This is a genomic window from Denitrificimonas caeni DSM 24390 (assembly GCF_000421765.1).
GTDB lineage: Bacteria > Pseudomonadota > Gammaproteobacteria > Pseudomonadales > Pseudomonadaceae > Denitrificimonas > Denitrificimonas caeni.
Genome location: NZ_ATXQ01000003.1, coordinates 150,458 through 175,869, shown reverse-complemented (window position 1 = coordinate 175,869; position 25,412 = coordinate 150,458). Strand labels below are relative to the sequence as shown.

Below are 25,412 nucleotides of genomic sequence, written 5' to 3'. Positions count from 1 at the left end.
TTTACAGTGCTTTTAGAATAGGTCGATAGGGGGCGTTTCAATGGGGTCTAGGTAAGGGCTATTAGGTGCTGTCCAGTTTTCTTCAAACTCATCCATGGATGGCGGAGCGTCTTCGCTTTTAAAGATTTCAAAGTAAGCGCCTTGAGTCCCAGGTCGGGCAATACGGCCGCTCACTGGATCGATACGTAAAGTCATCATGCCCGCAGGCTCAGCCACTGCTTGCTCAGGTGTGTCTTTTAGAGCGTAAGACATGTAATCAATCCAAATAGGAAGGGCTACTGTGCCGCCGTACTCATTTCGGCCTAAGCTTTCTGGTTGATCAAATCCAGCCCAAACTGTAGTAACAACTTCTCTGTTGTAGCCAGCGAACCAGCTGTCTTTTGACTCATTGGTAGTTCCTGTTTTTCCAGCTAAATCAGAGCGACCTAAACTTAATGCGCGCCGTCCAGTTCCTCGTTTAATTACATCTTGCAGCATACTGGTCATAATATAAGCAGTGCGTTCGTCAATGATACGCTTGGCCTCTTTGGGCGCTTCTGCGGCTAATAGCAACTCTGTTTTTGCTGCGGAAGTGTCAGTTGCTGCATTCAGAGCTGCCGGGGTGCGTGCAGGATTTGCGGTGAAAATAGTTTGGCCGTCACGGTTTTCAATACGCTTAATAATATAAGGCTCGATTTTAAATCCGCCATTGGCGAAAGCCGTCCAGCCCGTGGTGATTTCCATTGGAGTGAGTGTCGCGGTGCCTAGCGCTAATGAAAGGTTGCGGGGTAAATCATTGACGCTAAAACCAAACTGGCTGATGTAGTCGCGTGCATATTGCATGCCTATGTCTTGCAAGATGCGAATAGAGACAAGGTTGCGCGAACGGTATAAACCTTCGCGGACTCTAATTGGGCCGAGAAACGTATTGTTATCGTTTTTGGGGCGCCAGACTTGCTTCATGCCCGCTTCAAATATTTCTAGCGGAGCATCATTAACAATAGTGGCGGCGGTGTAGCCAGCATCTAGAGCCGCGCTATATATGAACGGTTTAAAGCTGGAGCCTGGCTGACGCTTGGCTTGAATTGCGCGATTGTAGTTACTTTGCTCAAATGATAAACCGCCTACTAATGAGCGAATCGCACCAGTATGAGGATCAAGTGATACCAGTGCGGCTTGAGCTTTGGGGATTTGCGCGAAGCTTAATGATTGGTCTGCTAGGCGCTGTACGCGTATAAGGTCGCCGATATTAACAATGTCTGCGGGTCGTCTTGGTACAGGGCCCATGCTCCGACTGTTAATATAAGGTCGCGCCCACTGCATGCTTTTCCAGAGAATTTTTTCATGAGAGCCGTCAGCGAGTAGTACAGTAATATCACTGGCGTCGACCTGGGTGACAATGGCAGGTAAAAAATGACTGATTGCACGCGCTCTAATTAGTGTGTCGCTCCAAAGCTGCTCATTAAGTGCCGCTTTTTCTGGCTTGCGATAACCGTGACGGCGATCATAAGCGCTAAGTCCATTAATAATCGAGTGCTGTGCATGCTCTTGCAAGTCAGAGGGTACGGTTGTAGTAACGCTGTAGCCGTCGGTGTAAGCCTGCCCGCCAAAGCGACCAACCATTTCCGCACGTACCATTTCGGCAATATAAGGGGCGTTAAGATCTGGCATATTGATGTGCAGGCTAGCTGTTAAAGGCTCGCTTACTGCCTCTTGGTACTGCTCGTCAGAAATGCGCCCCAGTTTTAGCATGCGAGCTAAGATCCAATTGCGTCGTTCCATGCTGCGCTCAGGGTTGGCAATAGGGTTGAAGCGAGAGGGGGCCTTGGGTAAGCCAGCAATCATGGCGAGTTCAGCAAGGCTGATATCGCGTATCGACTTGCCGTAATACACTTGGGATGCGGCCTCAATGCCATAGGCGCGATTGCCGAGGTATATTTTATTAACATAAAGCTCTAGAATCTCGTCTTTAGTTAATTCACGCTCAATTTGTAAGGCTAATAAGATTTCATTGGCTTTGCGAGAAAAACTGCGTTCGCTTGATAGAAAGAAGTTTTTTGCGACTTGCATGGTAATAGTGCTACCGCCCGTTTGAATACGGCCTGTTTTCAATATTTGAGCAGCAGCGCGCACTAAGCTACCGGGGTCTACGCCATAATGGTTGGCAAAGTTATCGTCTTCAGCGGCAAGTAATGCGTGGATGAAATCCTTGGGGATATCGTTGAATAAAATAGGAGAGCGTCTCATTTCTCCAAATTCAGCGATTAACTTTGCATCATTGCTATAGACCCGCAAAGGAATCTGTAGTTCTATACTACGTAAAGATTCGACAGATGGTAAATTAGGGCTTAGATACAAAAACGCGCCGCTGAGGCTTAGCGCAAGTCCGCAAATGACTGTAGTGATGGTGGCAAAGAGGAATTTCAGCAAGTGCATCAAGGCTATTAGATTCCCAAGATAAGGGTTATAAAAAATTACAGCGTCATACAATAAAACTGGGCACATTATAAGCGTTTTTAATCAAGAGAAGCTATTTACACTTCTTTTTGACCAAATGTTTTTTAATGTGGAACAAACCTAAACCGTACGTAAGTTACGGATGCTGATAGGAATTCTGTCGTGCTAGGGCTATTCAAAAAGAAAGCTAATACGCTTCTGGGGATCGATATAAGTTCGACTTCAGTCAAGCTCATAGAACTGAGTCGCTCAGGGGGGCGCTACAAGGTAGAGGCCTATGCTGTTGAGCCGCTTCCACCCAATGCAATCGTCGAGAAAAATATTGCCGAGCTAGAAGTGGTTGGCCAAGTTATCGCACGTTTAGTCACTAAGGCGCGAACTAGCGTTAAGCATGCTGCTGTGGCTGTAGCAGGGTCGGCCGTCATCACTAAAACAATTGAGATGGAGGCGGGGCTGTCAGAGGAAGAGCTGGAGAATCAGATCAAAATTGAAGCAGATCAGTACATTCCTTACCCCCTAGAAGAAGTTGCCATTGATTTTGAAGTGCAAGGTGCGACTACGCGCAATGCTGATCGCGTCAATGTGCTCCTAGCAGCTTGTCGTAAAGAAAACGTAGAAGTGCGTGAAGCCGCTTTAGCGCTTGCCGGACTCACAGCGAAAGTTGTTGAAATTGAAGCCTATTCGCTCGAGCGTGCCTATGGCTTGCTGGCTGAGCAGCTCGGTAATGGTGAAGAAGACTTAACTGTCGCTGTTGTTGATATCGGAGCCACTATGATGACTCTAAGCGTGCTGCACAATGGCCAGACTATTTACACGCGTGAGCAGTTGTTTGGTGGTAAGCAGTTGACTGACGAAATTCAGCGACGTTATGGATTGTCTACAGAAGAAGCGGGTCTAGCTAAAAAGCAAGGTGGCTTACCTGATGATTATGAAACAGAAGTATTGAGTCCATTTAAAGAGGCTGTGGTGCAACAAGTATCACGTTCTTTGCAATTCTTTTTTGCAGCTGGGCAATACAGCGATGTTGACTATATATTGTTAGCAGGCGGTACCGCTTCAATTGTTGGGCTGGATCAACTGGTGCAACAAAAAATAGGCACGCCAACGCTTGTAGCCAACCCTTTTGCAAATATGACCTTGAGTAATAAAGTCAATGCTGGCGCATTAGCAAGTGATGCTCCGTCTTTGATGATGGCTTGTGGTTTAGCTATGAGGAGTTTTGACTGATGGCACGCATCAACCTACTTCCTTGGCGTGAACAGTTACGCGAAGAACGCAAACAACGCTTTTTAGTTACTATCGTTGGCGTGCTAATTGTTGCTGGCGGTATTGTCTTCTTAGCTGATCAGTATCTGAATGCAACGATTACGCAACAAAACGCACGCAACGATTTTATCCGTAACGAGATTTCTGCATTAGACTCGCGCATTAAGGAAATCAGTGAATTAAAAACTCGCCGCCAACAATTGGTTGAACGGATGAAGATTATTCAGGATTTGCAGGGTAATCGCCCGATTGCAGCACGAATTTTTGATCAGTTAGTTCGTACATTGCCGGACGGTGTGCATTTTACTGATGTGAAAATGGTTGGAAAGTCTATTTCTATTGAGGGCGCCGCTGAATCAAATAATTTGGTGTCGAGTTTGATGCGTAATCAAGACGCATCTGATTGGTTGGCAGCTCCAAACTTAACAGAAGTAAAAGCTATTAGTGCCGACAAGTTGGATCAGGCTAATACTTTTAAACTAACTGTTCAGCAAACACTGCCTAAAGATCAGGATGAGCAAGGAGCACAAAAATGAGTATTGCGGACTCCTTTAAGAGCTTAGGTAAAGTCGATTTTTCCGAGCTGGACCTCAATAATATAGGGTCATGGCCTGCGGCTGTTCGGGCGTTAGCATGCTTGATAGTTTTGGTGGCTGTTTTAGCGCTTGGTTATTTCATGCATTTGACCGACCTACAAGATGCGCTTGATCGTAGCAAACAAGAAGAGCTGGATTTAAAAACGCAATTTACTTCTAAGGTGCGTCAAGCGGCTAACCTTGAAGAGTACAAAGAGCAAATGAAGTTGATGGAGGCATCATTTGAAGCTTTGTTACGGCAGTTACCAAGTGACACTGAAGTGCCGGGTTTGTTAGAAGATATAACCAGCGCAGGGATTAACTCAGGTTTAGAGTTTGAAGAAATTAAATTGCTGCCAGAAGTTGTTCAGCAGTTTTATATCGAACTGCCGATTCAAGTTAAAGTGTTTGGCTCTTACCATGATTTAGCAACTTTCGTCAGTGCCATCGCAAGTATGCCTCGAATTGTTACGTTGCATGACTTTTCGATAAAGCCTGTTACTGAAGGTAATAGTTCAAGGCTTGCCATGAGTATTTTAGTAAAAACCTACCGTTATAATGATCAAGGAGCGAAGCAATGAGACGCTCTCAGTATATCTTAGCTGCATTACTTTCTGCGAGCTTAGCAGGCTGTAATTCTTCAGGTGGCTTTTCGGATTTACAGGCCTTTATGGACGAAGTTAGAGCTCAACCTAAAGGTGCTATTGAGCCGATGCCAAAAGAAGTGGTGTATGAGCCGTTTACTTATGTGGCATCTATGTTGCGGAGCCCATTTCAACCGCCGGTAAAAATTGAGCTGACCAGCAACGCAAAGGGTACGAAAGATATTAAACCTGACGAGACGCGTGTTAAGCAGTTTTTAGAAGGCTTTAATATTGAAAGTTTTGTGATGGTGGGAACGCTTTCAAATGGTGCGGGCATGTATGCTCTGTTACGTGGTGCAGATGGCGTGCACCGTATACGTATCGGTGACTATTTAGGCGGTAATCATGGACGTGTAGTCGCAATTACGACGTCTGGAATCGAAGTAATAGAAATTGTTTCTGATGGCGATGGTGGCTGGTTGGAACGGCCGCGCACTCTGGCTTTGCAGGAACGCTCGTGAGTGGAGCAGGCTATGAAAACTGACTATTGGAAAGCACAACGGAATTTGAAAATGAAAATAAAACTATCTCGTATTAGTGTCTCTATAATGGCTGCTGTGCTTTCACCTGCACTGCTTGCGGCAAACTTGCAATCGCTTGATGTGGCGTCTTTGCCAGGTGATAAAGTTGAGCTTAAGCTTTCTTTTGATGAGCCTGTAACAGCGCCACGCGGCTACACCATCGAACAGCCAGCTAGAATCGCTTTGGATTTGCCGGGTGTTAAAAATAAGCTTGGTACTAAAAATCGCGAGTTAGGTTCCGGAAATGCCCGCAGCCTAAGCATCATTGAGGCCAATGATCGTACGCGTATGATCATCAACCTTTCAAACCTATCTCCTTACAGCACGCGCGCTGAAGGTAATAACGTTTACGTGGTTGTTGGTGAAGGAGTGAGTGCATCGGCGCCTATCGCTAACACACCTATTGTTAAGCCTTATGTTGCTCAGCAGCGCGGTATCCGTGATATAGATTTCCAGCGTGGCGAGCAAGGCGAGGGTAATGTTGTTATTGAACTAAATGACCCTAATAACAGCCCAGATATTCAAGAGCAGGGTGGCAAAATTCGCCTTACGTTTGCGAAATCTCAGTTACCAGAAGCGTTGCGTGTACGTTTAGATGTTAAAGACTTTGCTACACCAGTACAGTTTGTTAACGCAAGCGAGTCTAATGGTAAGGTCACAATTGTGGTTGAGCCAACGGGTTTTTATGATTACTTAGCGTACCAGACTGATAATAAGTTAACACTTAGCGTTAAGCCTTTAACTCAAGACGATATGGAAAAGCGTAAAGCAGAGCGTTTTGCGTATACCGGCGAAAAACTGTCGCTTAACTTCCAAGACATTGACGTTCGCTCGGTTCTACAGCTGATTGCTGACTTTACTGATTTGAACCTAGTTGCCAGTGACACAGTGCAAGGCAACATTACTCTACGTTTGCAAAATGTACCTTGGGATCAAGCGCTTGATTTAGTTTTGAAAACTAAAGGATTAGATAAACGCAAAATTGGTAATGTATTGTTAGTTGCTCCAGCTGATGAAATTGCAGCACGTGAGCGTCAAGAAATGGAAGCACAAAAGCAAATTGCTGAGCTAGCACCTTTGCGTCGTGAACTGATTCAAGTGAACTACGCTAAAGCCTCACAAATTGCTACTTTATTCCAATCAGTAACCAGCGGTAACAGTGATGTGCGTGGTTCGGTGACTGTGGATGACCGTACTAACAGCATCATTGCTTACCAGACTCAAGAGCAGCTTGATGAGCTACGTCGAGTGGTTACGCAATTAGATATTCCAGTGCGTCAGGTGATGATTGAGGCGCGTATTGTTGAAGCCAACGTCGATTACAGTAAAAGCCTCGGTGTGCGTTGGGGTGGAGCTTTAAGAAGTAATGATCGTAAGTGGCGAGCCTTTGGTAAAGATGGCAATCTTAGTGTTACAGATCAAGAAAATGCAAATTGCGGATTCTTGGCAGGAAATTGCACACTGCCAACCAATAGCAGTAATAGCCCTGTGCCTTTTGTTGATATGGGTGCGCTGAACGCAACAGCTGGCTTAGGTATTGGGTTTGTTACCAATCATGCTATTCTTGATTTACAGCTGTCAGCTATGGAAAAAACCGGTAATGGTGAAGTTGTTTCGCAGCCTAAAGTTGTAACCTCTGATAAAGAGACAGCGAAAATCTTAAAAGGTTCAGAAATTCCATATCAAGAAGCAAGTTCAAGTGGTGCAACCAGTACATCATTTAAAGAGGCTGCTTTATCTCTGGAAGTAACTCCACAGATTACACCTGATAACCGTATTATCATGGATGTGAAAGTGACTAAAGATGAGGCTGACTTTGCTAATGCGGTCAATGGCGTGCCACCGATTAAAAAGAACGAAGTCAATGCGAAAGTATTGGTGACTGATGGCGAGACGATTGTGATTGGTGGTGTGTTCTCTAACACGCAAACCAAGTCTGTCGATAAAGTTCCATTCTTGGGCGACCTGCCTTTTGTTGGACGCATCTTCCGGCGCGACTATGTGCAGGATCAAAAATCAGAGTTGCTGGTATTTATTACGCCGCGCATTATGAATACTCAGGCTATTACGCTGAATAATTAATGCAGACACGTAATTACATACTTGTAGGCCCGATGGGAGCTGGGAAGAGCACCATCGGGCGTTTGCTTGCTAAAGAACTGGGTTTGCCCTTCAAAGACTCCGATAAGGAAATTGAAGAGCGAACCGGCGCAAGCATTCCGTTGATCTTTGATGTTGAAGGCGAAACGGGCTTTCGTGACAGAGAGCAAGCTGTTATCGAAGAACTTTCCCAGCAGCAAGGATTGGTGCTCGCTACCGGTGGCGGCGCAATATTACGCGCTGAAAATCGTCAAGCGATGCGCAATAATGCAGAAGTAATTTACTTGCATGCCTCAGTTGAGCATCAGCTCGCGCGTACAGCAAGAGACCGCAATCGACCCCTCCTACAAACGGATCATCCCGCGCAGGTACTAGCTAATTTGCTCGCGATCCGTGATCCTTTGTACCGCGAAGTAGCAACTTTGATTATTGAGACAGATACGCGGCCACCGCGTATGGTCGTACAAGAGATCATGCAGTTCCTTGGTTGCAGCAAGCATAAGTAATCTAGATGTATATTCTGCGCTATACTTAACGAATATTTAAAGCCCCTCACCATGTCTTGGTGAAGTTTGGTCTTTTAATCTTATATTCAACACGCGAGGAATGCATGCGTACGCTTACTGTTGACTTGGCTGAACGTAGTTACCCTATTCATATAGGTTCTGGGCTCTTAACCCAAAATCAACTGTTCGCACCGCATATTGTTGGACGCAAAGTCGCGATTGTTAGCAATACGACGGTGGCACCACTGTATTTGCGGCAACTGCGAGAAGCACTGAGCGATTATGAGGTCAGTGAGATTATCTTGCCCGATGGCGAGTCTTACAAAAACTGGGAAACCTTGCAGCTTATTTTCGATGGTTTGTTAGCAGATAAGCATGATCGTAAAACCACTTTGATTGCTCTTGGTGGCGGTGTTATTGGTGATATGACTGGCTTTGCTGCGGCATGTTATCAGCGTGGTGTGAATTTTATCCAAGTACCAACAACCTTGTTATCGCAAGTTGATTCATCTGTTGGTGGTAAGACAGGCATTAACCACCCCCTTGGCAAAAATATGGTGGGTGCATTTTATCAGCCACAAGCTGTGATTATTGATATTGAAACTTTGCATACCTTGGCCGTCAGAGAATTGTCGGCAGGACTGGCAGAGGTGATCAAATACGGTTTAATTTGCGATGAGCCTTTTTTAACTTGGTTAGAGCAGCACATGGTTTCTATCTGCGCACTGGATCCATTCGCGCTGATGGAAACCATTGAGCGATCTTGTGCTGCGAAGGCGTTAGTGGTCTCGGCTGATGAGCGCGAGTCTGGAGTGCGTGCAACCTTAAATTTAGGTCATACTTTTGGTCATGCGATTGAAACAGAGCAAGGTTATGGCGTTTGGTTGCATGGTGAGGCAGTATCCGCGGGAACGGTTATGGCGCTTGAGATGTCAAAACAATTAGGTTGGCTAACTGAGAAGCAACGCGATCGAGGTATAGGTTTACTTGCTCGTGCCGGGCTGCCTATTGTTCCACCGAAAGCAATGACTGCTGCGATGTTTTTAGCTCATATGTCGGTAGATAAAAAAGTATTAGATGGTCAATTGCGTTTAGTGCTTTTGCGCGCTTTAGGTCAAGCTTTGGTCACTTCCGATTACCCTGCGGCGACCCTAGACAGTGTGCTGAATGCAGATTATTCAATGATTACTGCCAATATTTAACCAAACGAGAACAGCATGACTCATTTGCACGCGGACGATGGTTTTTTAGAGTACTACCAGTTTGAGCATGATCCCTTCTTAGGTAGAGGTTCTAGTTTTAAATTCTTTGCGGCAAAGCGGCGGCCGGTGCTTGTTGAACTGCATCATTTAGCTCGTTATAGCAAGCTGATGTTGGTGGTTACAGGGCCGGAAGGCAGTGGTAAAACTGTTCTTCGACAAGCATTAGTAGCCAGTTCTAAAGAGCCAGTAACAAATATTGTTATTGCACCATCTTCAACAACCGATGCTGCTGCTATGTTACAGCATGTAAGTGCTGCATTAGGGTTGCATGGTGCTGATATTGCTGGGGTATTAAGGCATATTGAGCAAATGCTCATCACCGGGCAGGAAGTGCATGTGATTGTTGATAATGCTGAATGCTTAGATGAGTCTGCTTTATTGTTTTTACAGCGAATAGCGCAAGGAGTGAATGATGCTTGTGCTCGCGTTTTTGTCTTTTCAGATTCAACTATTTGTCCGCTGCTTAAAAAAGTTGCAGACAATGCAGATCTTCATCATGTCATTGCTTTAGAACCATTGGATCAGCAAGAGGTCTGCGAGTATTTAGAGCAGCGCTTAGTTGCTGCTGGACAGCAGCTTGAGATCTTCACCGACGATCAAATAAATGCAATTTATGCCGAATCTCAGGGTTGGCCAGGGCAGGTTAATAGTGTTGCAAAGAATCTGTTGCTGGCGCAGATGCGTCATACTTCTGCCGTAAGCAAATCAGCTAGCATCATCCCGTTTAAACATATAGCTATTCTTGTTGTGTTAAGTGTGGCGCTCACGTTTGCATGGTTTATGCAAACGTCTGAACCAGAGAGTAAGAGTGATTCTGTATCTAATATAGATGCTGTAATTATTGAGCCTGCTATAAACCCCGTAGAAGCTGTTGTTGATTCAGGAAAGACAGTTACATTAGATTTACCTTTGTTGGATCAGCCCTTTGAGCCTGTTACGCGCGAGCCGCTAGCACAAGCTCTTTCAGCAGAAGATGATGAACACTTTTCGGCTGTTGAAGAGTCAGCTCCTACAGTAGAACCTGTTATTGAGCAAACGCAAGCGATCAGTGTGCCTACTCCGGTAAGTACGCCTGTTCCTATTAGTACACCAGCGCCTAAGCAATCTGCATCTGTGCAGCCTAAAGAAGTGATTACTGCCAGCAAAGTCGCAGCTGTACCGCTGGCACAGAAATCATCTACTGTAGCTAAAGCCCAACCTGTGGTGAAGCCGGCTGTAACATTACCAAAAGTAGTGCCAGCAACTACAGGGTTGTCTGGTAGTGCTGGTGAAAGTCAGTGGTATAAACAACAGGCTAGGACTCGTTACACTTTGCAAGTATTTGGAACTCGTACAGAGTCTACGGCGCAGGCGTTTGTGAAACAAAATAGCAGCCAGTATCATTACTTTAGAAAGCTTCACCAAGGACAGGTTTTGTTTGTGGTGACGTTCGGATCGTTTGCTGATCGCGCCTCAGCGCAAGCAGCAATTGCTACTCTGCCAGAGAAGATTCGTAATGATAAACCTTGGCCGCGTACATTCTTAAGCATCCAACAAGAGCTCCGTTGAGAACATTATGAATTATCGTCATGCTTATCATGCAGGCAACCACGCCGATGTTCTTAAACATTGGGTGCTTACTCGTTGTATTGCCTTGCTGCAGAAAAAACCTGCTCCGATGGCGTATGTAGATACCCATGCAGGCATTGGTTTATATGACTTGCAGGGTGAAGAAGCCGTTAAAACTGGTGAATGGCAAGAAGGTATTGCGCGGATTTGGGCATCTCCGCATCCCTTGCTAGCAGAATATTTGCATGCTGTTCGTGAGCTTAATGACGATGATGAATTACGTTATTATCCTGGCTCGCCTGAGTTGGCGCGTTGCTTAACTCGCAGCCAAGATCATCTATATCTAAACGAAAAGCACCCTGAAGACGGACAGCTTCTTAAAGAAAATATGCGTATTGATCGGCGCGTCAGTGTGCACATTGGTGAGGGCTGGCATGTGCCGCGGGCTTTGCTCCCTACGGAAGAAAAGCGTTTATTAATGCTAATTGATCCACCTTTTGAAGAAGGTAATGAATTGCAGAGGTGCACGCAAGCGCTTGAAGAAACCTTGGCGCGTATGCGTCAGGCGATCGTGTGTATTTGGTATCCGGTTAAAGATATTGCCCAATTACGCTCGTTTTACAACAGCTTGCAGCGCGGCAGTGCACCTAAACTGTTGCGTATTGAGCTATACGTGGACGAGCCTAGTGACTCCAGCCGTTTGAATGGATCAGGCTTAATTATTTGCAACCCACCCTGGGGCTTAGAGGATGAGCTTAAGCAGTTGTTGCCTTGGCTTGCCGAGACTCTGCAGAGTGGTAAGGGTGGTTGGCGGCTAGATTGGTTGATTACTGAGTAAGTCTAAGAGCGATTGCATAGAGTTTTATTTCTATGCATATCCAACTCCCAGTTTTGAATTAAACCTCGAAACAGTGCATCCAGCATTGCGCCTGCATGACTGACCTCAAATAGGTTCGGATCGCGCAACCAGTCACTGATCAAGCCCAATAGCATCGAATGCAGTGTCAATGCAGCCATTCTAGGCGTCACCCCTGCCTGTAAGCGTTCGGCTGTGGCCGGTTCGGCAAACAGTCGCTCGCATAGGTCAATAAACTCGTTGATAAAAGCTTCGTGACGCTCTTCGGCTTCACGCAAATCATCAGTAAACTCACAGCGGCGCAGCAGAATTGTAAAAATACGCTTCTTGCGTGGTTCTTTTTCCATGCTGAGCAAAGCATCCGCACATAAATTACGTAAGCCTAAAATGGGGTTTTGTGGATCACATTGACTGATGTGCTCAGTAATTTGCTCAGCCGGTAAGCGAACTTGATTGAGCATTTCATGGAATAGATGGGCTTTGTTTTGGAAGTGCCAATACACCGCGCCGCGGGTGACCCCGGCTTCGCGTGCGATGTGTTCGAGAGATGTGTGTGATACGCCTTTTTTAAGAAATAACATTTCTGCCGCTACTAGAATAGCGGTACGGGTGTTCTCTGCTTCTTCTTTAGTACGGCGCATACATAGGTTCAAACAATGACTAAGAATGGCAAGTGTAACTGTTTTGAGATGAATAGACTTCTACGAGGTTTATCACTGTGTCTTAATCAGTTTTAAGTACCAGTGCTTACTAATCTATGAGTGGTCTATAGGTTGCTGCTGAGTGCTACGACTGATCGGCAAGAAGCGCGTGCAGCTTTTTGGCATCATCAGCAGTTATGTCGATAATATGAAAGCCTGCCCAGCAGTGATTGCTTTCATCGGCAGGGCGTGCCCATAGACATTCTGCACCCAACGAGAGTAAAGTTTTTAGGCGCTTATCGTTTGCAGCGAGTACGCGCATTTGCCAGATGCTATCGACATCCACAGGCTGTGGGCAAAACAGCAAAAAACCATCTTCTGATATATCGACAAAGCGGCCAATAAAACGCGCTGTGTGCATATCGTAGGCTTCAAGTTCTTGTTCGGTAGTGTGCCGTTGATTGAGGCGACGTTCGTCTATAGTCAATGCCTTCACCCTATGCTTGTTTGTGTATGGTTAAAACGCTGGAATATTTTCTGAATAGCGTTGAAAGCCCTATCCATCAGTGGCGTTGCTCGAGTTTCAGTAATAATACGTGCTGAGCCCCGCTCAAGTTCAACAGCTAGAGAAGTAAGCGCTTTGATAGCAACACGCTGTCCTGAGCTATCGACAAACATGTAGTTGCGGGTTGTCGGGCTAAACCATGAGAGTTTTAGTGTCGCTGTTGGGTTGTCAAACTCAAACCATGTGCCGAAGTCAATATGCTCGAGCTGACTGGCAAATTGTTGTGCTTTTTCTGAGAGGTTGTCGATAGATGGTGATGCTGATAAAGCTGCATCCTCTCCGAGCATAGTGCCAAGCTGGCTTTCTGGGAGTTGTGGGCTAATCTGTTCGGCAAGCAGCGTTTCGCGAGCTTGTACAGCGTGCTGGCAGGCAACTAAGTCTTGTAGTAGCTTGCGGATCATGTCTGGATGGTGACTGCCCAGTAAGTCTAAGCCTTTACGTAGATCTTCTAATAACCCAAGGCGTAACGCTTCAAGATCTTTTTGTTCATCAGCTTCCAGAGCTGTGCCGCTCCACGCCAGTTGCTGGGCAACTTCGGCATAGCGCTGCCATTGTTTGCTGGCTGGGCCATGGCGCAAGAATGCAAAAACCAATACATCAACCCAAGTTTGGGTTAAGAAGTTGCGAATAATACTGGGTGGAGGAAAGCGGCTAATTATATTGTCGACCAGTGCCCGTGCTTGGTTGCGAGCAGCCAGTAATTTATCGCGCCCCTTGGCTGCTTCGACTGCGCGCTTTTCACGTAGTTCTACACGTTGCTGTAAGGCGTCAACGAAAGTGTTGAAGTCTTGTAGCAAGTATTCAAATAACACACTGTCACCATTAAAGGATTGCAAGGCCTGCGATACAGTGAACTTCATTTTTTGCTGTATCGCATTTTCCTCGCTAGCGCCGCAGTAGATTATACCTGCTTGCGCCATGCCGTTAAGTAGCTTGCGAGCGGGGTGTTGGTGGCGTGTAAAGAGGGATTTGTCTTGTAGTGCAACTTGTAGATAAAGCGAGTGCAGGTTCGATAAAATTGCTTTGCTGGCGTCTGAAAGGCTTGCATCTTCGATAATGAAATTAAACAGCATGCCAACAAGATCGATAGTATTGGCGTGTTGTTCGGGAATTTTATGTTCGGCATCAGTATCGTGGACTAGTTTAAGTTGACCAACAAGATTGCTTTTAATATCGCTGACAGACTGGATAACGAAGTGCTGCTGAGCTTGCTCTGCAGCTTGTTTTTGTAGCTGATTTAATGAGTTTAGTAGTTGTGGAACACTGTATTGCAAAGTTGAACTTTGTGGTACTAGCGCTGAAATGCTCTGTATGCCATCGGGTAGTGTTTCTGTTTGCTGTTGGCGGTAGAGAGCAAGCAGAGTGTTAATGGTTTCAGCTTGTAAACGCGTGGACTCATCTATGGCGCTATGAGTTGTAGAGATATGCTCTACAGGGCGACTCATATTTCCTTGCAGTGCTGGCGCGCCTGAAGGAATGGACTGCGGGCTATGCTCTGTGCGGGGCGTTGCAGACAGCTCTGCGTGGTAGTGTTGTGCAGCAGGAGCAGCAGGAGCAGCAGGAGCAGCAGGAGCAGCAGGTTCAGGTGATGATGGCGTAACTACTGCCCCAAGCTTGTCGCTAGCTGTACTGATCGATCGAGCGTGTGCTGTTGAATATTTTAGATTCGGTAAAACGCCAGCTTCAATGAACAGCTTATTGGTGGCGGCATAGAATTGATCGAGCTCACTCATAACAAATTGCTCAAAAAGCATGTAAAGAATGGTTTTGATTTGCAGGGTAAATGAGCTGTTGGTTAAAGCTGTATAAAAACCAGTGGCAATAATAGTTGGGGCAAGAGGACTGTTTGCACCTGGTTTTTTGCCGCTGTTGATTAACGCTAAGCGCTGCTCTATGCCGTAAAGTGGCTCCATGCAGCGCTCTGTGACTTTTTTAGACATGCTGGTGACCAATAGACTTTCTTCAAAATCATCGGTTTGTACTAGCGATAGTGTGTCGGCGTCAATTTCGTCAGTGTCTTGTGGTAACTCAGTAGTGCCGTTAACAAAACTATCAAATTGTGCGGTAATGTTTTGTAGAAAAGCACGCTCAATCAGTAAGTGTTGCTTGCGAACTTCTCGAATGCTCTCAAAGAACATATCTTGTACTTGATTGTTCTCAGCTTTTTCTGCGCACTTAAATAAAGCACTGTCAGCTTCAGTGAAGGCGGCTCGTACTTGTTGAGCTAAATGGTTAAGCAGCAGCTTACGCACTCTTTGCGTCAAGTCATTGAATTGCGGAAGTATCTTTCTATCCATGAGTGTGTCTCCGTAGCCACTGTGGTCGCCGTTAGAGTTTAAAGATGAGAATGAGCTAAACGAGCGCACAGAAGCAGCCTTTTTCAAAACCTAACAATGTTCTGATAATATCAGTATCAGTGTATAAACGTTAGTACTGATCAGTGGGATGCTAGATTGCATAAACTGCATCGCTGCCTGAATAAATGTTGGAGTAGAAAATATATGCATTTATTTTAGCTAAGGAGTTGACAGGGTTGGAAATTTGCGTAGAATGTCGCACCACAGATGAGGCGAACTTCGAAAGAGATCAACCTGGTTTGTAATGTTCCGCGATAGCTCAGTTGGTAGAGCAAATGACTGTTAATCATTGGGTCCCTGGTTCGAGTCCAGGTCGTGGAGCCATCGGGGTATAGCGCAGTCCGGTAGCGCGCCTGCTTTGGGAGCAGGATGTCGGGAGTTCGAATCCCCCTACCCCGACCATTTTTGGGTCGTTAGCTCAGTGGTAGAGCAGTTGGCTTTTAACCAATTGGTCGTAGGTTCGAATCCCACACGACCCACCAGCATATTTGCTTTTTAAGTAGATATTAAGCGCTTAGCAGTCAACTGCTAAGCGCTTTTTTGGTTTATGGGGCTTAAAGATTTAGCTCTCCAACTGTCCAGCTGTGCTGCTCGCACCAAGTTTTATGATGCGAGCACAGTAATCAGTTTCTGCGAGAGACGATATAGTCTGCTAGATGGCGCAGCTGGTCAGCATTATGATCAAAATCAGCCAGCGCCTGATGAGCTTGGTGATTTAGGCTGGCAGCATACTGCTTGGCTTGCTCGAGGCCGAGGAGTGCAGGGTAGGTTGGCTTGGCGTGCTCAAAATCACTGCCTTGCTGCTTGCCCAGCGTCTGAGTGTCGCTTATCACATCTAAAATATCGTCTTGCACTTGAAAAGCTAAACCAATCGCTTGTGCATATTCGGACAGGTGTTGCATTGTTTGTGGCGTCGACTGACCGCTAGCAATAGCTCCGAGTTGCACGCTGGCTTGAATTAGTGCGCCGGTTTTGTGTCGGTGCATTAACTCTAGTGTTTGCTGGTCTATGGTTTTTCCTACTGAGCTTAAATCGATTGCTTGCCCGCCAACCATGCCAGCGGCACCGGAGGCCTTGGCTAGTATCTTAACCATGTCTAAGCGTTGCTCGAGGCTAACGGGAGAGAGTGTTTCATCTGCAAGTGCGTCGAAGGCTAAGCACTGTAGAGCGTCACCAGCTAAAATCGCATAGGCTTCATCAAAAGCAATATGTGTAGTTGGTTGTCCGCGCCTTAGAGCATCATCATCCATAGCAGGAAGATCATCGTGCACTAAAGAATAGGCGTGAATCAACTCAACTGCGCAGGCAGCGCCGTAGGCTTGCTTGATATTTCCACCAAGGGCTTGGCAGCTGGCAAATACTAATAATGGGCGTACACGCTTGCCGCCATTCATGACGCTGTATCGCATTGCTTGGTACAAGCGCTCAAGCTCGGTGCTTGGCGCTTGTAACAGTTGTTGTAGCGCTGCATCCACGTGATTTTGGCAAAGCCGTTGGTAGTCGGCGATCAAGGCAGGGTACTTCCATCTAATGGTTTTTCAATCAGCGTGCCGTTTTGCTCAAGTAAGACTTGTACGCGCTGCTCTGCATCTTGTAATGCGCTTTGGCACTCGCGAGTTAGGCTAATGCCTTGCTCGAATGTCGATAGTGACTCTTCTAGTGATAAATCACCACTTTCAAGTCGTTCAACGAGTGCTTGCAGTTCATTTAATGACTGCTCAAAGCCGGGTGTTTTTTTCTGGCGAGCCATATTAACCTTCATAACGCGATGGGGTAGGTGTTTAGCATACTGCCCAATGTGTGAAGATGCAGCGCGCTAAACATAAGATGGCATAAAGTATAGCAGCACTCGTTGTGGAGCTAAATTATTTAAGCAAAGCTGTATTATGTCAAAGCCCTGATAGGGCTGCCAACTATCCTTGAGAGACTGCTTTTTAATAGCATGTTTTTGCCATTTTATTTTTATGCCTGATCTGAAAAAGGGAACCAATCTATGCCGTACCATGCTCAAAACTGCCTGACAGCTTTGCAAGCAAAAGAATATGCTCAGCAACTCGCTTTTGCGCCGATAGCTTTTCAAGCTGCGCGCAGTATGTTGGAGCTTAATTTACTTGCAGAGCTTGATAAGGCAGGAGATAAGGGCTTGAGCGCTGCCGATCTAGCAGAAAAAACGAATCTGTCAGAATATGCGGTAAAAGTTGTGCTGGATATGGGCTTAAGCTGCCATATTGTTACATTTCAAGCACCGCAGTATAGGCTGGCAAAGGTAGGTTACTTTTTACTGCACGATGACATGACCAAAGTGAATATGGCGTTTACTAATGATGTCTGTTATCGAGCGATGAGCCATTTAACGACGTCCTTGCAAGAGTCTCGCCCTGCAGGCTTGCAAGAGCTCGGCAACTGGCCAACCATTTATGAGGGGTTGTCGGTGTTGCCTGAGCCAGCGCGGCGCAGTTGGTTTGAATTTGATCACTATTACAGCGATAAAGCTTTTCCTGAGTTGTTGCGTTTAGTATTTGCGCAACCGCCTCGGCACTTGATTGATATTGGTGCTAATACTGGGCGCTGGACCGCGCAATGCTGCAACTTTGATGAACATGTGCACGTGACAATGGTGGATTTACCACAACAGTTGGCGCTTGCCGTACAGAATATGGCAGAACAAGGGTTTTCTGAGCGAGTGACTGCTCATCCTGCCAATCTTTTAGAGGCTGGCCATCAGCTTCCTGATGATGGTGATGTTTGGTGGATGAGTCAGTTTTTAGATTGTTTTTCGCCTATACAAATTCTCAATATTTTACGATCTGTGCATGCGGCAATGCCTGATGATGCGTTGGTGTATATCTTAGAGTTGTTTTGGGATTGCCAAAAATTTTCCGCAGCCAGTTATTCACTAAATGCTACTTCGCTATATTTTACGTGTTTGGCAAACGGTAATAGTCGATTTTATCGCAGTACGGAAATGTTGGAGTTGGCTGTTGAGGCAGGCTTTGTTTTGGTTGAGCAAATCGACGAAATTGGCGTAGGCCACACTTTGCTAAAATTGCGTAAAGCTTAATACAGTTTGAGTGTGTGATCGTTATTAAAGTGTGATGCGGCAGGCTGCGCAGCAGAAAAGAAATAACCTTGTAATAGCTGGCAGCCTTGCTGACGCAAAAACTTTGCTTGAGCCTCTGTCTCTACCCCTTCCGCCACTACATCCAAACCTAAATGTGCGGCAATGGTTAAGATGCCATGGATAAGTGCAATTGATTGTTGGCAGTTGGGCAGCCCCGCAACAAATTCACGATCAATTTTAATTCCATCAAATTGAAAGCGCTTAATGTAAGTAAGTGAAGAATAGCCGGTACCAAAATCATCTAAGAACAGCAGTAAGCCTGCGGCTTTTAGCTGTCTTAAAGTGTTTTGTACTTGCGCGCCACTGTCAAGTAACGAGTTCTCAGTGATCTCAAGCTCGATCAGCTGAGGGAGAGTTTGCTCTTCTTGCATGATAGCAATCAATGAACCAGCTAAATCAGCTTGTAGAAAGTCCAACGGTGACAAATTAACTGCAATGCGTAGCGGTGTTCCTTGGTTGTTCCACGCGGTTGCTTGTCGGCATGCCGCGCGGAAAGCCCATCGCGATACATCTAAAATCATTCCGGTTTCTTCCAGTAGCGGAATAAATTTATCTGGGCTGACTAAGCCACGCGAACTGGAGTGCCAGCGCAGCAATGCTTCCATGGCAACTGGGCGATTGTTTACATCGACTTGTGGTTGGAAAAACAGTTCGAACTCATCATGGCTTAATGCATGACGTAATTCATCTGTGAGTTGTTGGCGCAATGCTGCGTCAGTTGCAAGATCAGCATTAAAACTAATAAAACAATTGCGGCCCATTTTTTTTGCGTGATATAGCGCGAGATCAACATGCTTTAACAGCTGTACAGCACTTCCTTTGGAGCCTTTATGATGAGCTATCCCGATACTTGCAGTTATAAATAATTCGTATTGTAAAACCTTGAATGGTTCATTAAAGGCTTCTAGCAATGTTGTGGCTAAAGCTTCTGCTTGATGTAATGATGCGCCCGATAGTGCCACCATAAACTCATCTCCACCCACTCGGGCGAGAACATCAAAATGCTTAGTGCAATCTTGTAATCGACGTGCAATAACCTGTAGTAGTTGATCGCCGATGTTATGGCCAAGACCATCGTTAAGGTACTGAAAGCGATCGAGGTCAATCAGAATCAAGCTGAGTTCTCGGTTGACTTGAAGAGCTTTTTCAACATGATTAAGAATGCTGTTGCGGTTGAATAAGCCGGTTAAAACATCATAATTGGCAAGATAGTGCATGCGTTGCTCTGCTTGTGCGCGCTCACTAATGTCGTTAAGCATCAGCAGTGTGTAATTTTTATCGTCACGTGAGAACGTGTTAATTACAGCTTCTGTGGTAAGTCTTTTTTCGTTGCGATCAATTGATAGTATGGTTTTTTTACATACGCCTTGGATCAGTTGCAACCACTGCTCAGTATTACTAAAAAGCTCTTCAGGTTGACTTGCACGTAACTCTTGCGCAGTGAGATTAAATAGTTGTTGTGCGGTAGGGTTTGCTTCAATTATTTGTTTTTGTTCAGTTATGACCAATAGGCCAACTGGTGCGGCGTTGATAAGATTGCGTAGCATAAGCTCGCTCTCTTGAAGAGTCTTATGGTTGTTCTCGAGTTGTCTGAGCATGCTGTTGATGGCGGTGCCGAGCAGGCTGATTTCATCTTTACCTTGCAGGCCTGTGCGTACTTGTAGATTTCCCGCTGCGTAACGTTGGGTAACATTACTAATATGTGAAATACGCTTAACTACAAGATGAGAATATAAATGGTTTAAAATAAAACCGAGTATCAGAAGTAACAATAATGCTTGGCCAAGATATAACCAGGCGTTATTGGTTGTTTGTCGTAAGAAAGGAGCAAAGTCGAGCTCGACTAATAGAGCTCCAGATTGATCAATGCTATTAAATTGCATGTTATTAAGCGGGTATATAGTTAAATAACGCTGTTTACTAAGTAGTTGCCATGATGGCGTATGCTTGAGTATTAAGTCTTTCAACTGCTGCTCATCAAGTTGGCTGCGGATACTAGCCTCTAAGCCTAAACGAGTTGCTGCTACTGTCTGCAGTTGAGCATCAATGACTGCTGCCCAGCGTACATTGGGTAAGCTGCCAAGTTCAGCTAATTCTGTTGTCATTTCTTCTGTACGATTAAGACGTAGATGATCGTTAAGACTGCTCTGTGATTGAATCAGCATTTGATCAGTATAATTTCGCCAAGAGCTAAGCGCGTTTTTTTGACTTACGGGTAATTGAATCAGCATTAATAAAGTAGCAAAAATTAATGCGAAAATACCGAGTAAAGCTGGAATTGACCAACGCAACGAATAACGGCTTAGCATGTGTCACCGCTGCAGTTGGGAAGCAGTTTGCTGACATCAATGGGCTGCTGGAGTAGATTTTTATTAAGCATCAAAGCTTGAGTTTGTTGGATGCGGGCGCTCAATAGGTCTTGCTCAAAATAAAGCGCATTTAGGGCTTTGTCGCCCATAACGATACCGTTTAAGGTGCGAGTTAATGACTGCCCATCTAAGCCCAGGCGTCGATATAGACGTTTGTCGCTTCTCTCGCGATGATTAAGCCAAGCGTCTAAACTGTTAAACCATAAACCATGTAAGCGTAAGCGTAATTCTGAACTAGTACGTTTGCGATTCACTACAAGGACATCAAGTATTTCATCAGGTAAATCGCGACTGGTAAATAGTGGCAGTACGCCACTTTGAGTGAGTTGCATGTGTGCGGCAGAAGTATTAATAGCTGCGTCGACTAAACCTTTTTCTAGCTCTCCTGCATGCATGTAGGAAGGTGTGTTAATAATTTTAATATCGCTTTCGGTTAGCTTAGCTTTTTCTAAAATACGTGATAAGAAATAAGGACCTAGCGTGCCACTTTCAACGGCTATGCGTTTACCTTTAAGCTCATGGATGTATCGTATGGAAGGATGTGCATAAAGAATGTCTGCACCAGCTGAAATGTTTGTAATCAATAAGATTTCAATATCATATCCGGTGCTTTGTAGCATTATAGCTTCGTCTAGCGTTAATAGAGCGGCGTCTAGCAAGCCGTTATGCATGCCACGAATAACACCATTTGAAGTGGAGTACTCCACAAGTTGTATGTTTGCTGAGGAGGCCCAACCAAACTCGTCAGCCAAGTATATGGGTGCGTAGCCTAGCCACCGATTGCTGCCAATGCGCAAGGGGTCTGACTCATTGCTGCAACCAAACAGAAAGCTGCTGCATAGAAGGACAAGCAAGAATACACGCATTGATTAAATCCATTCGCTCAATAGAGTTTTGCTTAAACTTGCCGGAATTATAGTTACGTAGAATATATATGAAAAGTGAATCTGTCTATATAGAACACTAAAGGCCTGATGATTTGCATCGGCCTTTAGTTGATAGGTTACTTATTTTTTGTAAGCAGCAACTGCTTTAATGATTTCTTCACGAGCAGCGGCAGCATCACCCCAGCCTTCAACTTTAACCCATTTGCCTTTTTCCAAATCTTTGTAGTTTTCAAAGAAGTGTTTGATTTGCTCAATCAACAACGGTGGCAGATCAGTGTACTCGTGAACATCGTTATACAATTGCGTGAGTTTTTCGTGTGGAACGGCAATTAGTTTAGCATCACCACCGGCTTCGTCAGTCATGTGTAGTACGCCAATTGGGCGCGCACGGATCACTGAGCCTGGTGCGACTGGGTAAGGAGTGACCACTAAAACATCTAAAGCATCGCCATCGTCAGCCAAAGTGTTTGGAATGAAACCGTAGTTGGCAGGGTAGAACATTGGGGTCGCCATAAAACGGTCAACCATCAGGTTGTCAGTTTCGGTGTCAATTTCATACTTGATTGGCGCGTGATTGGCTGGGATTTCAATCGCTACGTAGATGTCGTTAGGTACGTCTTTACCAGCAGGGATCTTGCTAAAGCTCATGTGAATATCCAGTTAAAAGAGAAAAAGTGCGGCAATTATAGTGGTATTTGTTGGTGTATACCAAGTATTCACGCTTAGTGTTTTATTGCTAAACAGGGCGGTGCTAGTTGTAAGGAATAATGTCCACAATCCTGCTTGCTTTAACACTCACGCTACCGTGAGTTTATAGCGGTAAAATATAGTTTCTAAAGTTCTGATCTTCCGCGAACTCGGCGGATTCGTAGAGACGTTGGGCGATTTCATTGCTGGCATGAATCGAGACGCGCAGACGTACGGCATCGTTACTGCGAGCTTGTTCAGCTAGCGCCTTGAGCAGTTGTTGGGCAATGTGTTTGCGTCGAGCGTCTTCGGCGACATACATGTCATTAATAATCCACATGGGACGTAAAGAAACTGAAGAAAAGCTTGGATAAACCAGGCAGAAGCCCAGCAGAGTGTCTTCTTCAAAAGCCAGTAAAATAATGGCTTCTTGCTTATTCAGGCGCTCGGCTAAAAACTCTTTTGAGGCCTCTGCTTGTGGCATCGCACCATAAAGTTCACGGTAACGGATAAACATTGGGGTGAGCTGGTCTAGATGTTCTAAGCTGGCGGAAATGATGCGCATGGCAACTCTCTTTTCTGTTTAATGGTCATCAGTGTTGAGCAATCCTGCCCTATAACTGCGATGGGTTGCAAATCTGAGGTGGAGGTTGGTGCGCAGTTGAATCGTGATGCTTGTGGTAATCTTGCGGGCAATTATTTGAGGTTTGTATGCATATTCATATTTTAGGCATCTGCGGCACATTTATGGGGTCTTTAGCGTTACTGGCTAAAGAGTTGGGGCATCGCGTCACCGGTTCCGATGCCAATGTGTATCCGCCAATGAGTACGCAGCTTGAAGAGCAGGGCATTGCGCTGATGCAGGGGTATGCTCCTGAGCATTTAAAGCCGGCACCTGATTTAGTGGTCGTGGGCAATGCATTGTCACGTGGTAATCCAGCGGTGGAATATATGCTCGATGCAGGGCTGCCTTATGTTTCCGGGCCACAGTGGCTGGCTGAGCATGTCTTGCAAGGCCGCTGGGTATTGGCGGTTGCTGGGACCCACGGCAAAACCACAACCAGCAGTATGCTGGCTTGGATCTTAGAGTATGCCGGTATGCAGCCTGGGTTTTTAATTGGCGGTGTGCCGCAGAACTTTGGTGTGTCGGCGCGTTTGGGCGCAACTGATTTTTTTGTGGTTGAAGCCGATGAATATGACAGCGCTTTTTTTGATAAGCGTTCAAAATGCGTGCATTACCGTCCGCGTACCACGGTGCTCAACAACTTAGAATTTGATCATGCGGATATTTTTCCTGATTTAGCCGCCATTGAATTGCAGTTTCATCATTTGCTGCGCACTGTGCCGAGCAATGGACTGGTGATTTACCCTGCGCGCGAAGAAGCGCTGCAACGGGTGATTGCTAAAGGTTGCTGGACGCCAGTGCAAACCACCGGTGCTGATGGACAGTGGCAAGCGCAGCTGCTGAAAGAGGATGGCTCAGATTTTAGCGTCACCCTCGACGGCGTTGAGCAAGGCCGCGTGCAGTGGTCGCTCACTGGTCTGCATAATGTCGCCAATGCGCTAGCCGCTTTAGCAGCAGCGCGGCATGTGGGCGTGACGGCGAAGCATGGCGCACAAGCGTTAGCCGAGTTTCAAAATGTTAAACGTCGTATGCAGAAGCTGGCTTGTGTGCGTGGCGTGACCGTGTATGACGACTTTGCTCATCACCCAACGGCAATTGCCAGCACCTTAGATGGTTTGCGTAAGCAGGTTGGCAAGCAACAGATTATTGCAGTAATTGAGCCGCGCTCTAACTCGATGAAGCTGGGTGCGCATCGTGAAGGATTAGCACCATCTACGGTGGATGCCAATCACGTATTTTGGTATGCACCAGATAACCTCGGTTGGGATTTAGCCGGCGCCGTGGCCGATGCGCCGGTACCGACGCGGGTCTGCAATACTTTGCAAGAAATCATCGACGGTGTTTTAGCGCTGGCGCAGGCCGATACTCAAGTGGTGATTATGAGTAATGGTGGTTTTGGCGGGATTCATGCGCAACTGATTGATGCTTTGGAGGCTAAATAATGATGGGGCCAGCGCGAGTTACTTTAGCCATGACCGGCGCTTCTGGGGCGCAGTACGGTTTGCGTCTGCTCGATTGTTTAGTGCAAGAAGATCGCGAAGTGCATTTCTTGATTTCTAAAGCGGCGCAACTGGTGCTGGCCACAGAAACCGATGTGTTGTTGCCGCCAAAGCCGCAAGCAATGCAGCAGTTTTTGACTGAGTACACCGGCGCTGCTGCTGGGCAAATTCGTGTCTATGGCAAAGAGGACTGGATGTCATCAGTGGCCTCAGGCTCGGGTGCACCCAGCGCCATGGTGGTCGTACCCTGTTCAACCGGAACCTTGTCAGCGATTGCCACCGGTGCTTGCAATAGCTTGATTGAGCGTGCCGCGGATGTGGTGCTAAAAGAGCGTCGTCAACTGGTGATTGTGCCGCGTGAAGCGCCTTACTCCAGTATTCACTTAGAAAATATGCTGAAACTGTCGAATATGGGCGCAGTGATTTTGCCTGCTTCGCCAGGTTTTTATCATCAACCACAAAGCATTGATGACTTAGTTGATTTTGTTGTGGCGCGGATTCTGAATATTTTGCAAATCCCACAAGATATGTTGCCGCGCTGGGGCGAGCATCATCAAGCGGGCTGGGATGAGTAACCCCTTGCGCTTCTTGCTGGTGCTGGTCTTGCTTGGCATTGCTGGCTGTGCCAGTGTGCGCACTCTCAATGCTGCGCAGGCTGGTGCGCCAGTGATTTATTCTGGCACACGGTTGGATTGGTACAGTTTGCAAGGCGGCTGCTATCCGATGGAGCGCTTCGGCGCTTATGCGCCAAAATATGCAGCGCTTGATCTGCCTTTTAGTGCACTGTTGGATACTTTATTGCTGCCATGGGCGCTAGCGGTTGAGTTAGGTGTTGGCTTGACTGTACAAGGCGGGCGTTAACTCAAGACACAATAAATCGACGTTTGTCGCTAAGCGTTTTAGCAATGTGCGACAAATGCGCTATAATTGTGCGCTTACAATTCTTG

At 46.1% G+C, this 25,412-nt stretch carries 23 protein-coding genes and 3 tRNA genes; 16 read left to right on the top strand and 10 right to left on the bottom strand.

Annotated features, from left to right (window positions below; genetic code table 11):
• Positions 1–12 precede the first annotated feature (12 nt).
• Positions 13–2,418, bottom strand: coding sequence for a penicillin-binding protein 1A (locus tag H591_RS0106215; RefSeq protein WP_028244225.1), 2,406 nt, complete (start codon positions 2,416–2,418; stop codon positions 13–15).
• A gap of 180 nt (positions 2,419–2,598) precedes the next feature.
• Here H591_RS0106215 and H591_RS0106210 point away from each other — a divergent pair, with 180 nt between their 5' ends.
• The 9 genes from H591_RS0106210 to H591_RS0106170 all read left to right on the top strand — a co-directional run bounded on the left by H591_RS0106210 (position 2,599) and on the right by H591_RS0106170 (position 11,696).
• Positions 2,599–3,663 (top strand): pilus assembly protein PilM, encoded by a 1,065-nt coding sequence (locus tag H591_RS0106210; protein WP_022966086.1) that lies wholly within the window; start codon positions 2,599–2,601, stop codon positions 3,661–3,663.
• Positions 3,663–4,238, top strand: a complete 576-nt coding sequence (locus tag H591_RS0106205; RefSeq protein WP_022966085.1) for a PilN domain-containing protein — start codon at positions 3,663–3,665, stop codon at positions 4,236–4,238. Before H591_RS0106210 ends, H591_RS0106205 begins: the two co-directional genes overlap by 1 nt.
• On the top strand, positions 4,235–4,858 hold the full coding sequence (locus H591_RS0106200) for a type IV pilus inner membrane component PilO (RefSeq protein ID WP_022966084.1): 624 nt from the start codon (positions 4,235–4,237) through the stop codon (positions 4,856–4,858). Before H591_RS0106205 ends, H591_RS0106200 begins: the two co-directional genes overlap by 4 nt.
• Entirely contained in the window at positions 4,855–5,382 is a 528-nt protein-coding gene (locus H591_RS0106195) for a pilus assembly protein PilP (protein ID WP_022966083.1), read from the top strand. The genes H591_RS0106200 and H591_RS0106195 overlap by 4 nt, the downstream gene beginning before the upstream one ends.
• Positions 5,383–5,433: 51 nt before the next feature.
• Positions 5,434–7,524 (top strand): type IV pilus secretin PilQ, encoded by a 2,091-nt coding sequence (gene pilQ, locus H591_RS0106190; RefSeq protein ID WP_028244224.1) that lies wholly within the window; start codon positions 5,434–5,436, stop codon positions 7,522–7,524.
• Complete coding sequence (gene aroK, locus H591_RS0106185; protein ID WP_084702587.1) at positions 7,524–8,048, top strand: shikimate kinase AroK; 525 nt, start codon at positions 7,524–7,526, stop codon at positions 8,046–8,048. The genes pilQ and aroK overlap by 1 nt, the downstream gene beginning before the upstream one ends.
• Positions 8,049–8,152: 104 nt before the next feature.
• Entirely contained in the window at positions 8,153–9,250 is a 1,098-nt protein-coding gene (aroB, locus tag H591_RS0106180; RefSeq protein ID WP_022966080.1) for a 3-dehydroquinate synthase, read from the top strand.
• Positions 9,251–9,265: 15 nt separating this feature from the next.
• Complete coding sequence (locus H591_RS0106175; protein WP_022966079.1) at positions 9,266–10,858, top strand: AAA family ATPase; 1,593 nt, start codon at positions 9,266–9,268, stop codon at positions 10,856–10,858.
• Positions 10,859–10,865: 7 nt separating this feature from the next.
• Positions 10,866–11,696 (top strand): 23S rRNA (adenine(2030)-N(6))-methyltransferase RlmJ, encoded by an 831-nt coding sequence (locus H591_RS0106170; RefSeq protein WP_022966078.1) that lies wholly within the window; start codon positions 10,866–10,868, stop codon positions 11,694–11,696.
• A gap of 2 nt (positions 11,697–11,698) precedes the next feature.
• Here H591_RS0106170 and H591_RS14975 read toward each other — a convergent pair whose 3' ends face one another.
• The 3 genes from H591_RS14975 to H591_RS14970 all read right to left on the bottom strand — a co-directional run bounded on the left by H591_RS14975 (position 11,699) and on the right by H591_RS14970 (position 15,217).
• Complete coding sequence (locus H591_RS14975) at positions 11,699–12,355, bottom strand: TetR family transcriptional regulator (RefSeq protein WP_022966077.1); 657 nt, start codon at positions 12,353–12,355, stop codon at positions 11,699–11,701.
• A 145-nt stretch (positions 12,356–12,500) separates the two neighbouring features.
• Complete coding sequence (locus H591_RS0106160; protein WP_169337554.1) at positions 12,501–12,842, bottom strand: PilZ domain-containing protein; 342 nt, start codon at positions 12,840–12,842, stop codon at positions 12,501–12,503.
• A gap of 5 nt (positions 12,843–12,847) precedes the next feature.
• Positions 12,848–15,217 carry a DUF1631 domain-containing protein gene (locus H591_RS14970; RefSeq protein WP_022966075.1) on the bottom strand — a complete coding sequence of 790 codons (2,370 nt, stop codon included), beginning with the start codon at positions 15,215–15,217 and terminating at the stop codon, positions 12,848–12,850.
• Positions 15,218–15,525: 308 nt separating this feature from the next.
• On the opposite strand from H591_RS14970, the gene H591_RS0106150 reads away from it, so the two are divergent.
• The 3 genes from H591_RS0106150 to H591_RS0106140 all read left to right on the top strand — a co-directional run bounded on the left by H591_RS0106150 (position 15,526) and on the right by H591_RS0106140 (position 15,759).
• Positions 15,526–15,601: transfer RNA gene (locus tag H591_RS0106150), tRNA-Asn, on the top strand.
• Position 15,602: 1 nt separating this feature from the next.
• Positions 15,603–15,679 (top strand) — tRNA-Pro (locus H591_RS0106145).
• A 5-nt stretch (positions 15,680–15,684) separates the two neighbouring features.
• Positions 15,685–15,759, top strand: a tRNA-Lys gene (locus H591_RS0106140).
• 141 nt (positions 15,760–15,900) lie between these two features.
• Here the strand turns inward: H591_RS0106140 and ispA are convergent.
• A complete protein-coding gene (ispA, locus tag H591_RS0106135) occupies positions 15,901–16,788 on the bottom strand; it encodes a (2E,6E)-farnesyl diphosphate synthase (RefSeq protein ID WP_022966074.1) in 888 nt (295 codons plus the stop codon).
• Positions 16,785–17,027, bottom strand: coding sequence for an exodeoxyribonuclease VII small subunit (locus tag H591_RS0106130; RefSeq protein ID WP_022966073.1), 243 nt, complete (start codon positions 17,025–17,027; stop codon positions 16,785–16,787). Before H591_RS0106130 ends, ispA begins: the two co-directional genes overlap by 4 nt.
• Before the next feature lie 243 nt (positions 17,028–17,270).
• On the opposite strand from H591_RS0106130, the gene H591_RS0106125 reads away from it, so the two are divergent.
• Positions 17,271–18,338, top strand: coding sequence for a class I SAM-dependent methyltransferase (locus H591_RS0106125; protein WP_022966072.1), 1,068 nt, complete (start codon positions 17,271–17,273; stop codon positions 18,336–18,338).
• Here the strand turns inward: H591_RS0106125 and H591_RS14965 are convergent.
• The 4 genes from H591_RS14965 to H591_RS0106105 form a co-directional block, all read right to left on the bottom strand.
• Positions 18,335–20,707, bottom strand: coding sequence for an EAL domain-containing protein (locus tag H591_RS14965; RefSeq protein WP_022966071.1), 2,373 nt, complete (start codon positions 20,705–20,707; stop codon positions 18,335–18,337). The genes H591_RS0106125 and H591_RS14965 overlap by 4 nt on opposite strands.
• A complete protein-coding gene (locus H591_RS0106115; RefSeq protein WP_022966070.1) occupies positions 20,701–21,633 on the bottom strand; it encodes an ABC transporter substrate-binding protein in 933 nt (310 codons plus the stop codon). The genes H591_RS14965 and H591_RS0106115 overlap by 7 nt, the downstream gene beginning before the upstream one ends.
• Positions 21,634–21,774: 141 nt before the next feature.
• Positions 21,775–22,302, bottom strand: coding sequence for an inorganic diphosphatase (gene ppa / locus H591_RS0106110; RefSeq protein WP_022966069.1), 528 nt, complete (start codon positions 22,300–22,302; stop codon positions 21,775–21,777).
• A gap of 163 nt (positions 22,303–22,465) precedes the next feature.
• A complete protein-coding gene (locus tag H591_RS0106105; RefSeq protein ID WP_022966068.1) occupies positions 22,466–22,906 on the bottom strand; it encodes a GNAT family N-acetyltransferase in 441 nt (146 codons plus the stop codon).
• Positions 22,907–23,052: 146 nt separating this feature from the next.
• Here H591_RS0106105 and mpl point away from each other — a divergent pair, with 146 nt between their 5' ends.
• The 3 genes from mpl to H591_RS0106090 are packed head-to-tail and all read left to right on the top strand — an operon-like array spanning position 23,053 to position 25,326.
• Positions 23,053–24,408: a UDP-N-acetylmuramate:L-alanyl-gamma-D-glutamyl-meso-diaminopimelate ligase gene (gene mpl / locus H591_RS0106100; protein ID WP_022966067.1), complete on the top strand. Its 1,356-nt coding sequence runs from the start codon at positions 23,053–23,055 to the stop codon at positions 24,406–24,408.
• Positions 24,408–25,040, top strand: a complete 633-nt coding sequence (gene ubiX, locus H591_RS0106095) for a flavin prenyltransferase UbiX (RefSeq protein WP_022966066.1) — start codon at positions 24,408–24,410, stop codon at positions 25,038–25,040. Before mpl ends, ubiX begins: the two co-directional genes overlap by 1 nt.
• Positions 25,033–25,326 carry a YceK/YidQ family lipoprotein gene (locus H591_RS0106090; protein ID WP_022966065.1) on the top strand — a complete coding sequence of 98 codons (294 nt, stop codon included), beginning with the start codon at positions 25,033–25,035 and terminating at the stop codon, positions 25,324–25,326. The genes ubiX and H591_RS0106090 overlap by 8 nt, the downstream gene beginning before the upstream one ends.
• The last annotated feature ends 86 nt before the right edge of the window (positions 25,327–25,412 follow it).

Coding starts and splice junctions, on each gene's coding strand:
- H591_RS0106200 (WP_022966084.1), top strand. CDS start 4,235: ATGAGTATTGCGGACTCCTTTAAGAGCTTAGGTAAAGTCGATTTTTCC.
- aroB (WP_022966080.1), top strand. CDS start 8,153: ATGCGTACGCTTACTGTTGACTTGGCTGAACGTAGTTACCCTATTCAT.
- H591_RS0106205 (WP_022966085.1), top strand. CDS start 3,663: ATGGCACGCATCAACCTACTTCCTTGGCGTGAACAGTTACGCGAAGAA.
- H591_RS0106090 (WP_022966065.1), top strand. CDS start 25,033: ATGAGTAACCCCTTGCGCTTCTTGCTGGTGCTGGTCTTGCTTGGCATT.
- ubiX (WP_022966066.1), top strand. CDS start 24,408: ATGATGGGGCCAGCGCGAGTTACTTTAGCCATGACCGGCGCTTCTGGG.
- mpl (WP_022966067.1), top strand. CDS start 23,053: ATGCATATTCATATTTTAGGCATCTGCGGCACATTTATGGGGTCTTTA.
- H591_RS0106175 (WP_022966079.1), top strand. CDS start 9,266: ATGACTCATTTGCACGCGGACGATGGTTTTTTAGAGTACTACCAGTTT.
- ppa (WP_022966069.1), bottom strand. CDS start 22,302: ATGAGCTTTAGCAAGATCCCTGCTGGTAAAGACGTACCTAACGACATC.
- H591_RS14970 (WP_022966075.1), bottom strand. CDS start 15,217: ATGGATAGAAAGATACTTCCGCAATTCAATGACTTGACGCAAAGAGTG.
- pilQ (WP_028244224.1), top strand. CDS start 5,434: ATGAAAATAAAACTATCTCGTATTAGTGTCTCTATAATGGCTGCTGTG.
- H591_RS0106105 (WP_022966068.1), bottom strand. CDS start 22,906: ATGCGCATCATTTCCGCCAGCTTAGAACATCTAGACCAGCTCACCCCA.
- H591_RS0106170 (WP_022966078.1), top strand. CDS start 10,866: ATGAATTATCGTCATGCTTATCATGCAGGCAACCACGCCGATGTTCTT.
- H591_RS14975 (WP_022966077.1), bottom strand. CDS start 12,355: ATGCGCCGTACTAAAGAAGAAGCAGAGAACACCCGTACCGCTATTCTA.
- aroK (WP_084702587.1), top strand. CDS start 7,524: ATGCAGACACGTAATTACATACTTGTAGGCCCGATGGGAGCTGGGAAG.
- H591_RS14965 (WP_022966071.1), bottom strand. CDS start 20,707: ATGCTAAGCCGTTATTCGTTGCGTTGGTCAATTCCAGCTTTACTCGGT.
- H591_RS0106115 (WP_022966070.1), bottom strand. CDS start 21,633: ATGCGTGTATTCTTGCTTGTCCTTCTATGCAGCAGCTTTCTGTTTGGT.
- H591_RS0106125 (WP_022966072.1), top strand. CDS start 17,271: ATGCCGTACCATGCTCAAAACTGCCTGACAGCTTTGCAAGCAAAAGAA.
- H591_RS0106195 (WP_022966083.1), top strand. CDS start 4,855: ATGAGACGCTCTCAGTATATCTTAGCTGCATTACTTTCTGCGAGCTTA.
- H591_RS0106130 (WP_022966073.1), bottom strand. CDS start 17,027: ATGGCTCGCCAGAAAAAAACACCCGGCTTTGAGCAGTCATTAAATGAA.